We start from the raw sequence: 17,832 nt of genomic DNA on the forward strand, positions 1-17,832 counted from the left end.
GAACGGACCCCGCGAGCATGGGAATGCTCCCGTTAGCGGCCACCGGCGGCGGAAATGAAGCCCGCGAACGAAAACGGCGCCAAACGGCGCCGTTTTCGTCACATCGCCCGCTCAGGGCGAAGGCGGCGGCGCCCATTCCTTGAGGAAGGCGAAGAACTTTCCGCGGTCGTAGCCCTTGCCCTTCTCCAGCTCGCCGGTGAACTGCGAATGCAGCAGCTGGCCCTGGGCATCGAGCACGAACAGGTGCGGGTAGCCGGTGATGGCCGGGAAACGCGACAGGAACGCCGCGTTCTCGTTGTCCTCGCTGTAGTTGACCTTCATCCACACGTAGTGGGCGTCGCGGAAGCGGCGGATCTCCGAGTCGCCTTCCATGAAGGCGTCCATCAGGTGGCACCAGGAGCACCACTCGCCGCCCACGTCCAGCACGATCCGCTTGCCGCCGCGCTGGGCCTCGACCTTGGCCGTCTCCAGATCGGCGACCGGGTCGCGCGCCGGGTCGAACTGCGCGTTGAGCGCGGCCACGGCGGCGATGTCCGCCGCGGCCGGGGTATTGCCCGAGGCGACCGGCTGGCTGGTGTCGGCCACCGGCGCCTTCTGCTCGGAGGTGTCCAGCGGCTGCGCCTTCTCCGCCGGTTGCGCCGGCGGCTGTGAGCAGCCGCCCAGCGCTGCGGCCAGCAGCAGGGAGATTCCACCGGACATCCGCTTCATCGTTGCTTCCTCACTTCACGCCATGCATCAGCTTCTGCACCAGCGGCGCGATCAGGAACAGCAGCACGCCGGCGCCGAGCAGCGACCAGAAGCCGAACGTATACCCCTTCAGGGCCGATTCGACGGTCATGCCGCTTTCACCGCTGACCACCGCGGCGAAGATGCCCGACAGGTTGTTGCCGATGGCGGTGGACAGGAACCAGCCGCCCATCGCCAGGCCGACGACCTTGACCGGAGCCAGCTTGGTGGTCATCGACAGGCCGATCGGCGACAGGCACAGCTCGCCCACGGTCTGGATCACGTAGACCATGAACAGGGTCCAGAACGGGATCTTGCCGGCGTCGTCGACCAGCGAGGACAGCGCGTACATCAGCAGCGCGAAGGCCAGGCCGTTGAAGATCAGGCCCAGGCCGAACTTGCGCGGGATCGACGGGTTGCGCGAACCCAGCGCGGTCCACAGCCACACGAACACCGGGCCCAGCGCCAGGATGGCCACCGAGTTCACCGACTGGAACCAGCCCACCGGGAACATCCAGCCGGACAGGTCGCGGTTGACGATGTTCTGCGCCAGGAAGTTGAACGAGCTGCCGGCCTGTTCGAAGAACATGAAGAACAGCACGTTGAACACGAAGATGATCAGCATGGCGATGGAGCGGTCGCGGGCGATCTTGCCCTCGCGCACGCCCTCGACCAGGATCATCACGCACAGCACGGTGAACAGCGCGCCGAGGATCCAGCCCAGGATGCCGGCGTCGATCGACAGCAGGCCGTAGGCCACCGGCACGGCCACCAGCGCGCCGATCAGCACCGCGATGGTGCGGCCGATGCCGGCCCCGGCCGGGGCGGCGCCGACGCTGCCGAGCTGGCGGCGGCCGATCCAGAACCACACCAGGCTGATCAGCATGCCGATGCCCGAGGCGATGAACACGTACTTGTAGGCCGGCATGGCCTCGGTGCCGAACAGCTTGTCGGCGAAGATGCCGGTCAGCACCGGGGCGACCAGCGCGCCGGCATTGATGCCCATGTAGAAGATGGTGAAGCCCGAGTCGCGGCGGGAGTCGTTGATCCCGTACAGCTGCCCGACCATGCTGGAGATGTTGGGCTTGAACAGGCCGTTGCCGGCGATGATGGTCGCCAGGCCGATGCGGAACACGCGGTCGTCGGGAATGGCGATCAGGAACAGGCCCAGCGACATCACCGCCGCGCCGATCAGGATCGAACGCTGGTAGCCGATGATGCGGTCGGCGACGAAGCCGCCGAACAGCGCCGCCGCGTAGACCAGCGCCAGGTAGGCGCCGTACAGCTTGCTGGCTCCGGCCTGGCTTTCGGAGAACTGGGCGACGATGTACAGCGCCAGCGCCCAGCGGATGCCATAGAACGCGAAGCGTTCCCAGAACTCGGTCATGAACAGCATCCACAGCGGACGCGGGTGACCGAGGAGGTTCTTGAACTCCGGCACGGGCGCCGGGGTCGTTGCGGAATTCGGCGCGGCAGCGCTCATGCGGGGTTCCCCCTGTTAAGGCAGATACGGTGAAAAAAGCCGGACCCCGGCGCGGGCCGGGGCGCGGGGAGGATCACCGACGGCCCGGCCCGGCGTCAAATTTCGCTCATCTGCAACCAATGCCCTGAACAGGCGCCGGCCGGCCCTGCCGGTGTCCGCCCGCGCGCGGTATCGTGTCGGGCAGTTGATGCAGGACGAGGCCGGGATGGACGACGACGCGGGCCGGCTGGGCATTCACGGCGTGCGCCTGCTGGACCTGCTGGCCGGCAGCGGCCTGCTGGTGGCGCTGTTCGACGCCGGCGACGTGCTGCGGTACGCCAACCCGGCCTTCCGCCGGACCTTCGGCGTCGAGCCCGGCCAGGCGGTGGGCTGGGCGCAGATGATGCGCGGCAACCAGGACAACCCCGGCGGCCCCCTCGCCCACACCGACGATTTCGAGAAATGGCTGACCGCCGCCCTGTCGCGCCGCGGCAAGCAGCCGTTCCGCGCGTTCGAGGTGGACCTGAAGGACGGCCGCTGGCTGTGGATCACCGAGGTCATCGAGGCCGACGGCTGGATGCTGACCGTCGCCGCCGACGTGACCTATTCGGCGCACGCCGGGCAGGAACGGCAGGCGTGGCTGGACCGGGACATCGCCCTGCGCGTGGCCCGCACCGACGAACTCACCGGCACCCTGAACCGGCGCGGCATCCTCGCCGCGCTCGAGGACGCCTGCGTCCGCCTGCCCGCCGAAGGGCGCGGCTACGCGCTGGTGCTGCTGGACCTGGACCATTTCAAGCTGATCAAAGACGGCCACGGCCACGACGCCGGCGACGAGGTGCTGCGGCGGTTCGTGCGCCACGCGCAGTCGCGGATGCGGCCGGCGGATTTCCTGGGCCGCTACGGCGGCGAGGAATTCCTGCTGGTCCTGCCCGACACCGACGCGGCGCAGGCCGACGCCCTGCTGGCGCGCATCCGCGCCGGCATGCCCGAAATCGAACTGCCGAACACCGGCGCCCGGCTGACGCCCGGTTTTTCGGCCGGCGTCATCGCCGTGCGGCAGGCGCGCCTGCCGCGCGAACAGCTGCACGCCGTGGACCGCGCGCTGTACCGGGCCAAGCACGCCGGCCGCAACTGCACGGTGATCGGCGAGCTGGAGCCGGCGGCCTGAGCATTCCTTCCTCTCTGGCTGGGAGGGAGGCCGGACGGTACGGCGGAACCGCGTGTAGGAAGGCGCGGGAATAGCGGTTGCGGCGCCTTGCCCGTGGGCAGGTTGACGAGGCAGCACGAAAGCCAGGCATGGAGGGGAACCCAGGAGCACGGCCGTGCCGCGAGGAACCTCGGCCGCGATGACGAACGTGTCGGCATGCTTCCGAGGGAACGACCAAGGCCGCTGTTGCTGCGAGGGGCTTCGCCCCAGCCCTCACCCCAACCCCTCTCCCGCGGGGAGAGGGGCTACAAGGGCCGCATTCCGGCGCGCTTACGCCACGCCGATGCTGGTGCGCACCTCGAACAGCTCCGGGAAGAAGGTCAGCTCCAGCGCCTGCTTGAGGAAGCCCACGCCGCTGGAGCCGCCGGTGCCGCGCTTGAAGCCGATGATGCGCATCACCGTGCGCATGTGGCGGAAGCGCCACAGCTGGAACTGGCTCTCCAGGTCCACCAGGTCCTCGCAAAGCGAGTATTCGCGCCAGTAGCGGTCGGTGTCGCGGTAGATGTTCTCGAACACCGGGCGCAGCGCCGGGTCGCTGACGTGCGGCAGGGTCCAGTCGTGGCCTTCGTAGGTGGGCGGCACCGCATGGCCGAAACGCGCCAGGTAGCGCAGGAACTCCTCGTACAGGCTCGGCGCCTCCAGCGCCTGGCGCAGCTTCGCCTGCCCGGCCGGGTCGTGGCCGAACACCAGCAGCATGTCCGCGTTCTTGTTGCCCAGCAGGAACTCGATGCAGCGGTACTGCAGCGACTGGAAGCCCGAGGACGGGCCGAGCACGTCGCGGAAACCCATGTACTCCGACGGGGTCAGCGTCTCCAGCACCGACCACTGCTCGGTCAGCTGGCGCAGCACCTGCTTGCCGCGCGCCAGCACCTTGCGGCACTGCCAGACCTGGTCGCGCTGCAGGAACCCCATGGCCGCACGCAGTTCGTGGTCGAGCAGCTTCAGCCACAGCTCCGAGGTCTGGTGCTGGATGATGAACAGCATCTCGTCGTGGTGCGGCGGATTGGACAGCGGCTGTTGCGCCGACAGCAGCTGGTCCAGGCAGAGGTAGCCGCCATAGGTGAGCCTGCCGTGCAGGTCGGTGTGGATACCGGCTTCGAGCTCACGCTGGTTCTGTTCTACGGTCATCGGCCTTGCCATCTGCGCGGGGCGCAAAGGGTAACGCAGCGCGGCGGGGCGCCGCCGCTCCCGCGCAAACGGAATGCCAACACTTGCAGGCGCAACCGGCGCGACAATCCCTCCGCGGCCGCCACGACCGGCTGAATGCGCTGCATCCATGCGCCGTCCCGGCCGCGGATCGGCCGGCGCGCGGAATTTCGTGTTGCGGCGCAGGACGGCTTTTTCGCGCCGAGTCCTTACCATGCGCAATTCCTATCATTTGAAACCATCTGTCCAAGGTGTTGCTGCAATGACGGTTTCCGCCCAGTTCCACATCGAATACCTGCAGTACCTGGATGCCGACGGCACCCTGGTGCGCGACGACCTGCCGCCGTCGCTGCGCGATGCGCGCGCGCTGCTGCCCCTGTTCCGGCAGATGCTGGCCACCCGCGTGTTCGACACCAAGGCCGTGGCGCTGCAGCGCACCGGCAAGCTCGGCACCTTCGCCTCCTGCCTGGGCCATGAAGCGGCCCACGTCGGCATCGGCGCGGCCATGAAGCCCGGCGACGTGTTCGCCCCCAGCTACCGCGAGTACGGCGCGATGTTCATGCGCGGCGTGCGCCCGCGCGACGTGCTGATGTACTGGGGCGGCGACGAGCGCGGCAGCGACTACGACCGCAGCAGCGACGCGGCGCGCGACTTCCCGATCTGCGTACCGATCTCGACCCAGTGCCTGCACGCGGCCGGTTCGGCGCTGTCGTTCAAGCTGCAGGGCAAGCCGCAGGTGGCGGTGACCGTGTGCGGCGATGGCGGCAGTTCCAAGACCGACTTCTACGCCGCGGTGAACTCGGCCGGCGCCTACCAGCTGCCGCTGATCCTGTGCGTGGTCAACAACGGCTGGGCGATCTCGGTGCCGCGCGCGGCCCAGACCGGCGCCGAAACCCTGGCCCAGAAGGGCCTGGCCGGCGGCCTGTTCTGCCTGCAGGTGGACGGCAACGACCTGATCGCGGTGCTGGCGGCGATGGAGCAGGCGCGCGAGCGCGCCCTGTCCGGCCAGGGCGGCACGGTGCTGGAGTTCCTCACCTACCGCCTGTCCGACCACACCACCGCCGACGACGCCCGCCGCTACCGCGACGACGCCGAGGTCAAGGCCGCGTGGCTGAAGGAACCGCTGATCCGCCTGCGCAAGTACCTGACCGCGCAGGGCGTATGGAGCGAGGAAGAAGAAAGGAACTGGATCGCCGAATGCGGCGCGCGCGTGGACGAGGAGGTCAACGCCTACCTCAACTGCCCGGTGCAGCCGGTGGAAGCCATGTTCGACTACCTGTACGCCGATCCGCCGCCGGACCTGCTGGCCCAGCGCGCCGCCGCCATCGCCCTGGAGCAGCGCCATGGATGACATGAAGCGCAGCGCCGGCGCGCACGCCGGCCACGATCCCGTCAGCGACCACGGCGCCGCGGGCGCCAGCGGAGAAACCCCCATGACCGCCACTCCCATCACCCTGATCGAAGCCGTGACCCAGGCCCTTGCCTGGGAGATGGAACACGACCCGTCGGTGCTGGTGCTGGGCGAGGACGTGGGCGTCAACGGCGGCGTGTTCCGCGCCACCGCCGGCCTGCAGCAGCAGTTCGGCGCGCAGCGCGTGCTCGATACCCCGCTGGACGAGACCACCATCGCCGGCCTGACCGTCGGCCTGGCCGCGCAGGGCATGAAGCCGGTGGCCGAAGCCCAGTTCGACGGCTTCGTCTACCCGATGGTCGACCACATCATCTGCCACGCCGCGCGCCTGCGTAACCGTACCCGTGGCCGCCTGCACTGCCCGATGGTGCTGCGCGTGCCGTGGGGCGGCGGCATCCGCGCGCCGGAACACCACAGCGAAGCCAACGAGGCGATCTTCACCAACGTGCCGGGCCTGCGCGTGGTGCTGCCGTCCAGCCCGCAGCGCGCCTACGGCCTGCTGCTGGCCGCGATCCGCGAGCCGGATCCGGTGATCTACATGGAACCCAAGCGCATCTACCGCCAGTACAAGGAAGTGGTCGCCAACGACGGCGAGGCGCTGCCGCTGGACGTGTGCTTCGTGCTGCGCGACGGCACCGACGTGACCCTGGTGGCCTGGGGCGCGCAGGTCAAGGAAGCGCTGGAAGCGGCCGACAAGCTGGCCGGCGAAGGCATCAGCGCCGAAGTCATCGACGTGGCCACGCTGCGCCCGCTGGACTTCGCCACCATCGCCGAATCGGTGGCCAGGACCGGCCGCTGCGTGATCGTGCAGGAAGCGCCCAAGACCGCCGGCTTCGGCGCCGAGATCGCCGCACGCCTGGCCGAGGAGTCGATGTACGACCTGCTGGCGCCGGTCGAGCGCGTCACCGGCTACGACACCCACATCCCGCTGTTCCGCCTGGAAATGAAGTACCTGCCGAGCGTGGAGCGGATCGTGGCGGCGGCCAGGCGCGCGGTGGCGGCGGGCTGACATGCGCGCGCGACTGCTCAGCGCCTACCGCAGCCAGTACCCGGTGCCGTTGCGCTTCCGCGCCGGGGAAATCGTCCAGCTCGGCGTGCGCGACGAGGAATGGCCGGACTTCGCCTGGGTGCGCACCGCCGAAGGCCGCGCCGGCTGGGCGCCGGTGGCGTGGCTGCGCGTGCTCGGCGACGGCCGCGCCGAAGCGCTGCGCGATTACACCGCGCAGGAGCTGGACGTGGACAGCGGCGAGATGGTGCGACTGCATCACGAACACGGCGGCTGGTGGTGGGCCGAACGCGCCAACGGCGCGCTCGGCTGGCTGCCGGCACGCGACCTGGAACTACTGGAAGAAACCCCCTGAAATGAGCCAGACCAAGAACTTCAACCTGCCCGACCTGGGCGAAGGCCTGCCGGACGCGACCATCGTGGAGTGGTTCGTCAAGGAAGGCGACGTGATCAAGCTGGACGAGCCGCTGGTGTCGATGGAGACCGCCAAGGCCGTGGTGGAAGTGCCCTCGCCGGTTTCCGGCAAGGTACTGAAGCTGGCCGGCGCCGCCGGCGACATCGTGGTGACCGGGCACATGCTGGCCCAGTTCGAGATCGACCCGAACCTGCCGCAGCGCGCCGAAGGCCAGGACACCGGCCATCACCACGGCGCCCCGGCTGCGGCCGCGCCGGCGCCGACGCCCGCGGCGGCTCCCGCCCCGGCGCCTGCCGCCGCCGCTGCCGAACGCGCCGACGAAGGCACCGTGGTCGGCGCGATGGTCAGCTCCAACGCCGTGCACACCGAACAGGCCGTGGCCGTGGGCGGGGTCAAGGCGGTGCCGGCGGTGCGCGCGATGGCGCGCAAGCTCGGCGTGGACCTGGCGCGGGTGCGCGCCACCGGCGCCGACGGCGCGGTGACGATGAACGATGTGAAGCAGGCGGCAGAAGCCGGCACCGCCCGCGTCGGCGCACCTCTCCCGCATGCGGGAGAGGTCGGCGCACAGCGTGCGCCGGGTGAGGGCGCTCCCCCATCCGCCCTGCGGGCACCTTCCCCCGCAGGCGGTGGAAGGGGTGAAGCCGCGCGCACGCCTCTCTCGGCCGCCGGCAAGCCGATGCGCACCGCGCCTCCGGGCGTGGTCGCCAAGGGCCAGCCGGAACCGCTCAAGGGCGTGCGCCGCAACATGGCGCGGGTGATGGCCGATGCGCACAGCAAGGTCGTGCCGACCACGCTGACCGACGACGCCGACATCCATGCCTGGGCGCCAGGCAACGACATGACCTCGCGCCTGGTGCGCGGCATCGTGGCCGCCTGCCAGGCGGTGCCGGCGATGAACGCCTGGTTCGACGGCGACAACCTCACCCGCACCCTGCACGCGCAGGTGGACATCGGCATCGCCGTGGACACCGACGACGGCCTGTTCGTGCCGGCGCTGCGCAACGCCGACATGCTCGACGCGCGCGGCGTGCGCGAAGGCATCAACCGCCTGCGCCAGCAGGTGGAAGACCGCAGCATCGCGCCGTCGGAACTGAGCGGCTACACCATCAGCCTGTCCAACTTCGGCATGTTCGCCGGCCGCTACGCCACCCCGGTGGTGGTGCCGCCGTGCGTGGCCATCGTCGCCGCCGGCCGCGCCCGCTTCCAGGTGACGCCGGTGATGGGCGGCGTGGAAACGCACAAGGTCATCCCGCTGTCGGTCACCTTCGACCACCGCGCCTGCACCGGCGGCGAAGCCGCGCGTTTCCTGCGCGTGCTGATCGACGACCTGGCCAGGCCGAACTGACGCCGACGGCGGATGTTCTGCAGCAAGACTTTAGCCCGCAGCGATGCGGGCTTTTTTTGTTGCCGCCCTCCATGGCGGCAACCCTGCGGGCCATCGACACGCGATGTCAGGAATCGCTCCCGGCGATTCCTTGTTGCCGGGTTCCGCGGGGGCGGCCTTCGTGTCGCCGGCCCGGTGCTGCCGGGAAGCGCATCGATTGAAACTCCGGCCATCGCGGCGAAGCCCTGTCGAGCTACGATGCGGAATCGTCTCCACCCGATACCGCCATGACCCATTGGATCTGCCAGAACTGCAGGGAAAGCAACGAGGACGGTTTCGAGCAATGCTGGAAATGCGGCACGCGCGCCGATGGCAGCGCCGACCCGGCCTTCCGGCCCGACAACGCCGATGCGCGGACCTGGCCGCCGCCCCTGCTCGACTGCCTGCGCTGCCCCGGCACGCGCCTGGTGTACGCCGGTCGCAAGCGCTTCCACGAGGGTTCGCAGGCCATGCCGTTCCTGCTGGGCGGCATCGGCGAACTGCTGGTCAACCGCGAGGAATTCGATCTGCATGCCTGCCCGTCCTGCGGCAAGGTCGAACTGTTTCTTGCCAACGCCCCGCGCTGATCCGGCGCAACCCTCGCACCCGGAAGCCGCCATGCGCCATCCCCGCCGGATCGTCGTGCTGTTCGCCCTGGTCTACCTCGGCATGCTGTTCGGCGGCGGGCTGCTCAAGCCGGGCTATTCGCACCTGGCGCAGTACATCAGCGAACTGGGCGCCAGCGGCAGCGCGCATGCGCGGCTGATCGGCCTGGCCGGCTTCGTGCCGGTGGGGCTGATCGCCGCTTGGCTGCTGGTCGCCACCGCGCGCTTCGCGCCCGTCGAAGGCGCCAGCCGTTTCGGCTACTGGCTGCTGCTGTGCGAGCCGCTGGCCTGGATCGGCTCGGCGCTGGCGCCCTGCGACCTCGGCTGCCCGGCGGGCGGCAGCGCCAGCCAGCAGCTGCATACGCTGCTGGGCGTGTTCACCTACGGCGGAACCGCATTGGGCCTGCTGCTGTTGGCGACCGCGCCACGCCTGCGCACCGGCTTCCGCCTGCTTTGGTTCGTGCTGGCGGCGGCGTGGCTGCTGCTGTTCGTGCTGATGGCCGCGCCGGGACTTGCGCCCTGGCGCGGCCTGCTGCAGCGGCTGGCCGAATGGCTGGTCTACGGCGCGCTGTGCGCCGCCGCGTGGCGCCTCGGCGGAGCGGTGCGCGGCGACGCGTACACACGCGCTTCGACGGCGCGGACGTAAGCTCGCCGTTCCCGACGCAGGAGCGCTCCCATGGCCCATCGCAGCCGCCTGGCCGGCTTCATCATCGATTGCCAGGACACCGACAGCGACACCGCCGCCGCGTTCTGGAGCGCGGCGCTCGGCCTTCCGTCCCGACCGGCCGAGACCGATACCGACGGCGCGCAGTACGCCGAACTGCGCGATGCGCCGGGCGGGCTGCACGTCGAAGTGCAGCGGGTGAGCCACCCTTCGCGCGTGCACCTGGACATCGAGGCCGACGACATCGACGCCGAGGCCGACCGGCTCGAAGCCCTGGGCGCGCGCCGCATCGGCTTCGTCAAACGCTGGTGGGTGATGGAAGCGCCCACCGGCCACCGCTTCTGCGTGGTGCGCATGAAGCAGGCCGACGACGGGCGACCCGCCACGACCTGGGAATAGGCCGCGCGCAGGTTGAGGGTCGCAGCATCGCGCTCCCGGAACTGTGCGACGACACCATCAATCGGTCCAGCTTCGGCGATGCGTTTGCGCTCGAAGCCAGCCCTGCGCGCGTCGCGTCGGTGTGTGGCGAAGTCGCCTGAGGTGCGTCCTTTCGACCACGTCCGCACCATCCTGGTCGGCATCGCGGTGCAACGGACCGGGATGTGAACGTAGCAGCCGGAATGGAAGCTGCCACGTGGTTGTACGGCGACATTCCTCCTGCGCACGCCCATGGCCTTGGCCACACGGCGATACCTGGCCAGAGCAATACCTTCGGCAGCGGGCGCAGGAAGCGGCGCAGCGACATCAGCGCGCCACGCTTGCGGCAGGCTGACAATCCGCCCCCACCCTCACGTTCCGGGCGCTCACGCACGGGCGGAAATCGCTGAGCCCGGCGATCTGCCTGCTGTCGCCACGCGCCACCGCGAAGTGCCGCAGCGGCGCGAGCCTGCAGTCGGCCTTGCCGTTGCAGGCATGGGAGTACAGCGTGTAGTAGCACCGGCCGCTGCTGCTGGCGCGGCATTCGAAGCGGGACACGCCATCCTGCACGCGGACCCTGCTGCTCAGGGTTTCGGCATCCGAATCCACCTCGCTGGTGAAGGTGGTGCCGCCCGCCGAACAGCCGGACAACATCACCAGGAACTGCAGCAGGACGACCAATCGGGGCAGGGAGACTATCGTGGTCATGGCATTGCTCCGGTCACATGGGCTTGAACAACCATTAGCCGCCACGGCTTCGCCGCGATGCTCCGGACGCGCGTTGCAGCGCCTGGGTACGGAAACTCCCGACCATCAACCCCCCTGGCAACGCACAGGACGAAAGATGATCGATCGAACAGGGTCCTGGGCATCGAAGAAGGCTGTGCGCGGAACTGCGGCGAGGATAGCCGGGCGGCGCGCCGACGGAAGCGGCCATGCGACGAAACCGCGTTTCCGGCGACGGAACGTGCCTGCCAGGGGCCAACGGCCCTGCGCGAAGCGCTGGGCGCGCGCCGCGCAGGCCTCATCAAACGCTGGCGGTGATGAAAGCAACGACCGGCCACCGCTTCCGCGTCGTGCTCGAAGGCGTCGCCCCCCCTCTCCCCAACCCCTCTCCCGGTGGGAGAGGGGCTTTTCCTGAAGCAGGCCGCGGCCATTGCGCGACAATGCCCGCCTGTCCCTGCGGAGAACCCTGATGCCTGTTACCGACCTGGGCGATGCCCGCGTCCTGATCGCCGGCGGCAGCCGCGGCATCGGCCTGGCCATCGCCGCCGCGTTCGCGCGGCAGGGCGCGCGGCTGAGCCTGTGCGCGCGCGGCGCCGACGGGCTGCAACGCGCGCGCGAAACGCTGCGGACCGGCGGTGCCGATGTGCACGTGCAGGCCTGCGACCTGGCCGATCCGGCGCGGATCGAGGCCTGGGTAGAGGCGGCCGCGACCGCGCTGGGCGGCATCGACATCGTCGTCAACAACGCCTCCGGCTTCGGCAACGGCGACGACGACGCCAGCTGGCAGGCCGGCTTCGACATCGACCTGATGGCCGCCGTGCGCACCAACCGCCTGGCCTTGCCCTACCTGCGGCGCAGCGCGGCGCCGGCCATCCTCAACGTCAGCTCGATCAACGCGCGCATGCCGACGCCGCGCGCGACCGCCTACTCGACCGCCAAGGCGGCGCTGGATTACTACACCGTCACCCTGGCCACCGAGCTGGCGCGCGAACGCATCCGCGTCAACGCCATCGCTCCGGGCTCCATCGAGTTCCCCGGCGGCCTGTGGGACCAGCGCCGCACCGCCGAGCCGGCGCTGTACGCGCGCATCCGTGACCGGATTCCGTTCGGCGGTTTCGGCGACGCCGACGACGTGGCCGCGGCCGCGGTGTTCCTGTGTTCGCCCGCCGCGCGCTGGATCACCGGGCAGGTGCTGGCCGTGGATGGCGGCCAGTCGCTGCCGGCCTGAGCGGCGACGCGCCGTCCGACCCGGCGTGCGACAGGCCGGCGCGCGCCGCGCCTACACCAGCTGCGCCGACCCGATCACCCTCACGCCCGGCTGCGGCGCCAGCGCCGCTTCCACCAAAGCGTCGGCGATGCGCCCGGCCGGATTGATGCGCCATGCCTTCGGCAGCACCGGCGCCAGCGCGCCCAGCACCCTCGCCGCGGCCTGTTCGCCCGGCCGCGGTTCGGCGCGTTCGCCGCCGATCAATCCCGGCCGCACCAGCGCCAGCGAAGGGAAGCCCAACGCGCGCAGGTCGCGCTCCAGCCCGCCCTTGACCCGGCTGTAGAAGAACCACGAACGCGGGTTGGCGCCCATCGCCGAGTTCAGCGCAAAGACCGCGCAGCCCCGCGTCCGCGCCGCGCGCGCGATGGCGAGCGGGTAATCGTGGTCGATGCGCCCGAACGCCTCGCGCGAACCGGCCTGGCGCAGGGTCGAGCCCAGGGCGCAGATCGCCGCGTCCACCTGCCACCACGGCGCGTCCTCCGGCAGGCGCTCGAAATCCAGCACCGGGGCGATCAGCCTTGGCGCGTGCAGCGCCAGCGGCCGCCGGACCGGGGCGACGATCGCCGAGCAGCGGGGGTCGGCCAGCAGCAGCCGCAGGACCTGTGAACCGACCAGTCCGGTCGCGCCGGCCAGCAGTACGCGCATGTCGTTCCTCCTCCGCGCCGGGCTGTTCAAGCCGGCATCCACCTCGCCGATAATGGGACATCGATCCCCGCCCGCGGCCCGGCCGCGCCTCCCGCCCGGAACCGCCCCGCGATGGCCGACAGCACCGACACACCGCCGCCCAAGCCTGCCGGACTGGGGCGCATCCTGTCACGCCGCCAGGCCATGGCCGACACGCCGCCGTCCGCTCCCGCGGCCCGGGCTCCAGCTCCGGCTCCGGCTCCGGTTGCAGATGCGGCAAAGGCGAAGACATCGCACGGACACGGCGCGGCGCCGCTGCAGCGCGTGTTCGGCAGCGCCCACGGACCGGAAGCGCTGCTGCACGCCTTCGCCGAGGGCATGTCCACCCTGCCCGGCGAACTGGGCGACCTCGGCCGCCTGCTGCAGAGCGCGCACGACCGCCAGGAATGGGAGCGCTACGGCCGCCTGCTGCGCCAGCTGATCGACAAGTACATCCGCACCATCGACCTGGGTGCCGCGCCGGGTGGCAACAGCGAGGCCGAACGCCTGCGCGACATGCTGCGCAATACCCTCGGCGCGGTGCTGTCCAGCCTGCTGCAGCAGGCGCCGGAACTGGAAGCCCAGGCCCGGCGCATGGGCGAGGAACTGCGCGGCTGGCGCGCCGGGCAACCCTTGGAGCCGGTGGAGCAGCACCTGCGCGAACTCTGCCACCAGGTCGGCGTGCGCAACGACGTGCTGCACGAACAGCACGACCTGCTGCTGAACCTGTTCGATCTGCTGCTGCAGAACATCGCCGAGCTGATCGACGGCGGCAGCTGGCTGCACGGCCAGATCGGCAACGTGCGGCAGATGCTGGCCGGGCCGCTGGACCGCACCTCGCTCGAGCGCACCCGCAGCGACCTGCGCGAGGTGATCTACCGGCAGGGCGTGCTCAAGCAGGGCATCGAGGAATCCAAGGCGGCGATGCGCGACCTGATGGTCGATTTCGTCGAACAGGTCGAGGGCATGGCCTCGGAGACGGGCGAGTACCACGACCGCATCGCCAGCTACGCGGCCACCGTGCGCCAGGCGCGCAGCATCGCCGATCTCGGCCAGCTGCTGCAGAACGTGCTGCAGGACACCGCGCGGCTGCAGGCGCAGGCGCTGCGCGCGCGCGACCGGCTGGCCAGCGCGCGCGCCGAGGCGATGGCGGCCGAGCAGCGCGTGCAGCAGCTCGAACGCGAACTCGAGGAAGCGGGCAGCCAGCTGCGTACCGATCCGCTGACCGGCGCGCTGAACCGGCGCGGGCTGGAGGAGCAGCTGGCCGACGCGATGGCCAACCCGCAGGCGCGGCTGAGCGTCGCCATGCTGGACCTGGACCACTTCAGCCAGACCAATGCCGACTACGGCCACGCCGGCGGCGACCATGCCCTGCGCCACCTGGTGGCGACCGCGCAGACGCGGCTGGGCAGCCACGGCCACGTCGCACGCCTGGGCGGCGACGAGTTCGTGCTGATCCTGCCCGGCATGCCGCAGGAACAGGCCGACGCGCAGCTGCGCCGGCTGCAGGAGGCCCTGGCCCACCGGCCGTTCCTGCACGACGGCCAGCGCGTGCATGTGCGCTTCAGCGCGGGCATCGCGCAGTGGCGCGCCGGCGAATCCGCCGACGCCCTGCTGCAGCGCGCCGACCGCGCGCTCTACGCGGCCAAGCAGGCCGGCCGCGATCGGGTGGGCAACGCCGATTGACCCCGCCGCCGGCACGGACCGCGGCCCCGCGGACGCGCCTCCATCGCTACGACCGGGGCGGCACGTGGCCGCCCTGGCATCCCTTTGCTTGAAGCGGCGTTACTTGAAGTCGCCGGCCACGAACACGCTCAGGCTCTCCGGCTTGAGGTGTTTGCGGATCGCGGCATTGACCTGCTCGACCGTCAAGGCCTGGTAGGCCGCGTCGCGCTCGATCACGAACGCCATGGTGCGGTCGTAATCGAGCAGGCCCTGCAGCAGGCCGGCCACCGCGGCATCGCTGGCGCGCGACTGTTCGCGCTGCACGATGCGCGCGGCGACGGCATCGCGCACTTCCTGCGCGGTCACGCCGTCGGCCACCAGCCGCGACAGTTCCTCGCGCAATGCGGTCTCGACCTTGCCCATGTTCTCCGGCGCGGCGATGGCCTGCACGGTGAGGCTGCCGTTGTCGTCGCGGCCGACACGGCTGTCGTCCGCGCGCAGGCCGGCGCTCACGCCGTAGCTCAGGCCTTCGCGCTGGCGGATGCGGTCGGCCAGGCGCGACTTGAGCGGATCGCCGCCCAGGATGTCCACGGCGATGCTCAGCGCTGGCATGTCGGCGTCGGCCACGTTGAGCGACACGTTCTGCCGCGCCAGCAGCACCGCGTTGGGCTTGTCCGGCGTGGTGAAGCTCTCGCGGTGCGCGGCGCGCGGCTGGTAGCGCGTGGCGATGGGCGCGTAGGGCGCTGGCGACTTCCAGCCGGCGAACAGTTCCTGCAGCTGCGCCTTCAGCGCATCGGGGTCGAAGTCGCCCACCACGCTGATCTGGCCGCTGGCGGTCCCGTAGAAATCGCGGTGCCAGGCGCGCAGGTCTTCCAGCTTCAACGCCTTGAGCTTGGCCAACGACTCGTCCAGTGAATCGGCGTGCAGCGGATGGCCGGCCGGCCACGGATCGAAGTACGTCGCCATGGCCATCGACGCCTGCATGCCCGGCTCCTTGCGCTGCGCCTCGATGCCGGTGATGGTCTGCAGGCGCAGCTGCTCGAACTGGTCCTGCGGGAAGTCCGGCTGGCGCAGCACCTGCGCGGCCAGCGCCAGCGCCTCGGCCAGGGTTTCGCGCTTGCCGGCCAGGCGGATCTGCGCGCCCTGCAGGTTGCCGCCGATGGATGCCTCGGTCTTGAGCGCATCGAAACGGGCGACGAGCTGCTCGTAGCTCTGCCCCGCCGCGCCCCGCAGCAGCATCGATCCCACCCACTGCGCGGCGATGTCGCGCCCGGTGACGGCCTGTTCGTTGCCGAACTCGAAACTGGCGTTGACGGTGACCGTCTGCCCGCGCGTCCGGCGCGGCAGCAGCGACACCTTCAGGCCCTCGCCCAGGGTGAAGGTCTGCGTGCGCGCGGCGATGTTCTGCGGCGTCGCCTCGAACGTCTCGCCCGCCTCCACCGCCGCCCGGCCGGTGTAGCCGTCGACCACGCTGGCGATCGCCGGCGCGGCGGGAACCTCGGCGCGGTCCGGCGCATCGGTGGGCACGAACCGGCCCAGCGTGCGGTTGCTCGGCTTCAGGTAGGCCGCGGCCACGCGGTTGACGTCCGCGGCCGTCACCCTGGCAATGGCGTCGCGCTGCACGAACAGCAGGCGCCAATCGCCGGCCGCCTGGTACTCCGACAACGCCATCGCCACCGCGTTGACATTGTTGAGCAGGTTTTCCTGGTCGTTGGCGATGCGCTGTTTCGCCGCCTCCACTTCCTCCCCGGTCACCGGCCGGGCCGCGATGGCTTCGGCCTGCCGGAGCAGCTCGGCTTCGGCCTTGGCCGCGTCGCCGTCCTTGGGCAGCACCGCGATCACGTTGAACAGCCCCGGATCGCGCATGCTCCCGCTGCCGGCTCCCGCGCCCGCCGCCAGCTTGGTTTCCACCAGCGCCTTGTGCAGGCGCCCGCTGGGCGTATGCCCGAGCACATTGCCCAGCAACGCCAGCGCCGCGCTGTCGGCCTGCGCCAGCGCCGGCACGTGGTAGGTGGTGGCCACCAGCGACAGATCGCCGGTGCGGCGCACCGTCACCTCGCGTTCGCCGTCCTGGGTCGGCTCGACGGTATGGAACGCCGGCAGCACGCGCGCCGGCTTCTTCAGCGGCCCGAAATGCGCGGCCACGCGCGCCAGCGCCTTGTCGGCGTCGATGCGGCCGGCCACGATCAGCAGCGCGTTGTCCGGCTGGTACCAGGTGCGGTAGAACGCCTGCAGGTTGCCGATCGGCACGTTCTCCACGTCCGACCGCGCGCCGATGGGCAGGTTGGCGTAGTTGTGCCAGTCGTAGGCAACCGAACGCATGCGCTTCATCAGCACGCCGGCGGGATTGTTGTCGCCGGCTTCCATCTCGTTGCGGACGACGGTCATCTCGCTGTCCAGGTCGGCCTTGGCGACCCGGGAATTGACCATGCGGTCCGCTTCCAGCGCCAGCAGCCAGTCCAGCGTGTCGTCGTTGGCCGGGAACGAGGCGAAGTAATTGGTGCGGTCCAGCGAGGTGGTGGCGTTCTTGTTCACCCCGCGCTGCTGCATCTCGCCGGGGATGTCCGGATGCTTCGGCGTGCCCTTGAACAGCAGGTGCTCCAGCAGGTGTGCCATGCCGGTCTCGCCGTAGTTCTCCTGCATCGAGCCCACGCCGTAGACCAGGTTGACGGTGACGGTGGGCTTGCTCGCATCGGGGAACAGCAGCACCCGCAGGCCATTTTGCAGGCGGTACTCGCAGATGCCCTCGACGCACGGCCCGGCCGTCACGGCGCGCGGCAGCGCCGCGGGCCCGCCCTTGGCATACGCCGCCGGCATCAACGCGAACGAAAGCGCTACGCTCAGGGCGCAGGAAGACAGCTTCAGCATCATTTCCCCTTGTCTGATGATCGATACAACACGCCGGCCTACACTCCACCGGCACTCACTGCATGGCGCGCATGCGCCGCAAACCCGACGATTTGAGCCGGAACGCGCACGTGTGCGCAACTGTCGGAACTGACAGCATCACCGACGTCATCGCTCGCCTGTGCCACAGGCATGCGGCCACATCGCCATTCGCCTGCATCCATTGCGAACAGGCATGT

16 protein-coding genes are annotated in these 17,832 nt (G+C 70.3%); 10 read left to right on the forward strand and 6 right to left on the reverse strand.

The features are described 5' to 3' along the window. Positions 1 to 111: 111 nt before the first annotated feature. On the reverse strand, positions 112 to 708 hold the full coding sequence (locus ABTV91_RS00350; protein ID WP_433852669.1) for a thioredoxin family protein: 597 nt from the start codon (positions 706 to 708) through the stop codon (positions 112 to 114). A gap of 10 nt (positions 709 to 718) precedes the next feature. Next, positions 719 to 2,209 carry a peptide MFS transporter gene (locus tag ABTV91_RS00355; protein WP_433852670.1) on the reverse strand — a complete coding sequence of 497 codons (1,491 nt, stop codon included), beginning with the start codon at positions 2,207 to 2,209 and terminating at the stop codon, positions 719 to 721. 205 nt (positions 2,210 to 2,414) lie between these two features. On the opposite strand from ABTV91_RS00355, the gene ABTV91_RS00360 reads away from it, so the two are divergent. Beyond that, positions 2,415 to 3,359 carry a GGDEF domain-containing protein gene (locus ABTV91_RS00360; RefSeq protein WP_433852671.1) on the forward strand — a complete coding sequence of 315 codons (945 nt, stop codon included), beginning with the start codon at positions 2,415 to 2,417 and terminating at the stop codon, positions 3,357 to 3,359. 309 nt (positions 3,360 to 3,668) lie between these two features. Here ABTV91_RS00360 and ABTV91_RS00365 read toward each other — a convergent pair whose 3' ends face one another. Then, on the reverse strand, positions 3,669 to 4,526 hold the full coding sequence (locus ABTV91_RS00365; protein ID WP_433852672.1) for a tryptophan 2,3-dioxygenase: 858 nt from the start codon (positions 4,524 to 4,526) through the stop codon (positions 3,669 to 3,671). Between the two features lie 280 nt (positions 4,527 to 4,806). On the opposite strand from ABTV91_RS00365, the gene pdhA reads away from it, so the two are divergent. The 7 genes from pdhA (at position 4,807) to ABTV91_RS00400 (ending at position 10,407) form a co-directional block, all read left to right on the forward strand. Further along, on the forward strand, positions 4,807 to 5,895 hold the full coding sequence (gene pdhA, locus ABTV91_RS00370; protein ID WP_433852673.1) for a pyruvate dehydrogenase (acetyl-transferring) E1 component subunit alpha: 1,089 nt from the start codon (positions 4,807 to 4,809) through the stop codon (positions 5,893 to 5,895). Then, on the forward strand, positions 5,888 to 6,964 hold the full coding sequence (locus ABTV91_RS00375; protein ID WP_433852674.1) for an alpha-ketoacid dehydrogenase subunit beta: 1,077 nt from the start codon (positions 5,888 to 5,890) through the stop codon (positions 6,962 to 6,964). Before pdhA ends, ABTV91_RS00375 begins: the two co-directional genes overlap by 8 nt. A gap of 1 nt (position 6,965) precedes the next feature. Continuing rightward, positions 6,966 to 7,316: an SH3 domain-containing protein gene (locus tag ABTV91_RS00380; RefSeq protein WP_433852675.1), complete on the forward strand. Its 351-nt coding sequence runs from the start codon at positions 6,966 to 6,968 to the stop codon at positions 7,314 to 7,316. A 1-nt stretch (position 7,317) separates the two neighbouring features. Beyond that, positions 7,318 to 8,721 carry a dihydrolipoamide acetyltransferase family protein gene (locus ABTV91_RS00385; protein WP_433852676.1) on the forward strand — a complete coding sequence of 468 codons (1,404 nt, stop codon included), beginning with the start codon at positions 7,318 to 7,320 and terminating at the stop codon, positions 8,719 to 8,721. A 266-nt stretch (positions 8,722 to 8,987) separates the two neighbouring features. After that, entirely contained in the window at positions 8,988 to 9,326 is a 339-nt protein-coding gene (locus ABTV91_RS00390; protein ID WP_433852677.1) for a hypothetical protein, read from the forward strand. Between the two features lie 31 nt (positions 9,327 to 9,357). Further along, entirely contained in the window at positions 9,358 to 9,990 is a 633-nt protein-coding gene (locus tag ABTV91_RS00395) for a DUF998 domain-containing protein (RefSeq protein WP_433852678.1), read from the forward strand. 30 nt (positions 9,991 to 10,020) lie between these two features. Next, a complete protein-coding gene (locus ABTV91_RS00400) occupies positions 10,021 to 10,407 on the forward strand; it encodes a VOC family protein (protein WP_433852679.1) in 387 nt (128 codons plus the stop codon). Between the two features lie 345 nt (positions 10,408 to 10,752). On the opposite strand, the gene ABTV91_RS00405 is transcribed toward ABTV91_RS00400, so the two are convergent. Then, positions 10,753 to 11,133 carry a hypothetical protein gene (locus tag ABTV91_RS00405; RefSeq protein WP_433852680.1) on the reverse strand — a complete coding sequence of 127 codons (381 nt, stop codon included), beginning with the start codon at positions 11,131 to 11,133 and terminating at the stop codon, positions 10,753 to 10,755. Between the two features lie 487 nt (positions 11,134 to 11,620). On the opposite strand from ABTV91_RS00405, the gene ABTV91_RS00410 reads away from it, so the two are divergent. Further along, entirely contained in the window at positions 11,621 to 12,379 is a 759-nt protein-coding gene (locus ABTV91_RS00410; protein ID WP_433852681.1) for an SDR family NAD(P)-dependent oxidoreductase, read from the forward strand. A 51-nt stretch (positions 12,380 to 12,430) separates the two neighbouring features. On the opposite strand, the gene ABTV91_RS00415 is transcribed toward ABTV91_RS00410, so the two are convergent. Further along, positions 12,431 to 13,063 carry an NAD-dependent dehydratase gene (locus tag ABTV91_RS00415; RefSeq protein WP_433852682.1) on the reverse strand — a complete coding sequence of 211 codons (633 nt, stop codon included), beginning with the start codon at positions 13,061 to 13,063 and terminating at the stop codon, positions 12,431 to 12,433. Between the two features lie 111 nt (positions 13,064 to 13,174). On the opposite strand from ABTV91_RS00415, the gene ABTV91_RS00420 reads away from it, so the two are divergent. Then, a complete protein-coding gene (locus tag ABTV91_RS00420) occupies positions 13,175 to 14,767 on the forward strand; it encodes a diguanylate cyclase domain-containing protein (RefSeq protein WP_433852683.1) in 1,593 nt (530 codons plus the stop codon). A gap of 99 nt (positions 14,768 to 14,866) precedes the next feature. Here the strand turns inward: ABTV91_RS00420 and ABTV91_RS00425 are convergent, their stop codons facing one another. Beyond that, on the reverse strand, positions 14,867 to 17,563 hold the full coding sequence (locus ABTV91_RS00425; protein WP_433852684.1) for a M16 family metallopeptidase: 2,697 nt from the start codon (positions 17,561 to 17,563) through the stop codon (positions 14,867 to 14,869). Positions 17,564 to 17,832: the final 269 nt, after the last annotated feature.

The organism is Stenotrophomonas nitritireducens (assembly GCF_050984405.1).
GTDB lineage: Bacteria > Pseudomonadota > Gammaproteobacteria > Xanthomonadales > Xanthomonadaceae > Stenotrophomonas > Stenotrophomonas nitritireducens_B.

What these genes read in the sequence shown, in the direction of transcription:
- ABTV91_RS00350 (WP_433852669.1), bottom strand. Translation starts at nt 708, where the DNA reads ATGAAGCGGATGTCCGGTGGAATCTCCCTGCTGCTGGCCGCAGCGCTG.
- ABTV91_RS00355 (WP_433852670.1), bottom strand. Translation starts at nt 2,209, where the DNA reads ATGAGCGCTGCCGCGCCGAATTCCGCAACGACCCCGGCGCCCGTGCCG.
- ABTV91_RS00360 (WP_433852671.1), top strand. Translation starts at nt 2,415, where the DNA reads ATGGACGACGACGCGGGCCGGCTGGGCATTCACGGCGTGCGCCTGCTG.
- ABTV91_RS00365 (WP_433852672.1), bottom strand. Translation starts at nt 4,526, where the DNA reads ATGACCGTAGAACAGAACCAGCGTGAGCTCGAAGCCGGTATCCACACC.
- pdhA (WP_433852673.1), top strand. Translation starts at nt 4,807, where the DNA reads ATGACGGTTTCCGCCCAGTTCCACATCGAATACCTGCAGTACCTGGAT.
- ABTV91_RS00375 (WP_433852674.1), top strand. Translation starts at nt 5,888, where the DNA reads ATGGATGACATGAAGCGCAGCGCCGGCGCGCACGCCGGCCACGATCCC.
- ABTV91_RS00380 (WP_433852675.1), top strand. Translation starts at nt 6,966, where the DNA reads ATGCGCGCGCGACTGCTCAGCGCCTACCGCAGCCAGTACCCGGTGCCG.
- ABTV91_RS00385 (WP_433852676.1), top strand. Translation starts at nt 7,318, where the DNA reads ATGAGCCAGACCAAGAACTTCAACCTGCCCGACCTGGGCGAAGGCCTG.
- ABTV91_RS00390 (WP_433852677.1), top strand. Translation starts at nt 8,988, where the DNA reads ATGACCCATTGGATCTGCCAGAACTGCAGGGAAAGCAACGAGGACGGT.
- ABTV91_RS00395 (WP_433852678.1), top strand. Translation starts at nt 9,358, where the DNA reads ATGCGCCATCCCCGCCGGATCGTCGTGCTGTTCGCCCTGGTCTACCTC.
- ABTV91_RS00400 (WP_433852679.1), top strand. Translation starts at nt 10,021, where the DNA reads ATGGCCCATCGCAGCCGCCTGGCCGGCTTCATCATCGATTGCCAGGAC.
- ABTV91_RS00405 (WP_433852680.1), bottom strand. Translation starts at nt 11,133, where the DNA reads ATGACCACGATAGTCTCCCTGCCCCGATTGGTCGTCCTGCTGCAGTTC.
- ABTV91_RS00410 (WP_433852681.1), top strand. Translation starts at nt 11,621, where the DNA reads ATGCCTGTTACCGACCTGGGCGATGCCCGCGTCCTGATCGCCGGCGGC.
- ABTV91_RS00415 (WP_433852682.1), bottom strand. Translation starts at nt 13,063, where the DNA reads ATGCGCGTACTGCTGGCCGGCGCGACCGGACTGGTCGGTTCACAGGTC.
- ABTV91_RS00420 (WP_433852683.1), top strand. Translation starts at nt 13,175, where the DNA reads ATGGCCGACAGCACCGACACACCGCCGCCCAAGCCTGCCGGACTGGGG.
- ABTV91_RS00425 (WP_433852684.1), bottom strand. Translation starts at nt 17,563, where the DNA reads ATGCCGGCGGCGTATGCCAAGGGCGGGCCCGCGGCGCTGCCGCGCGCC.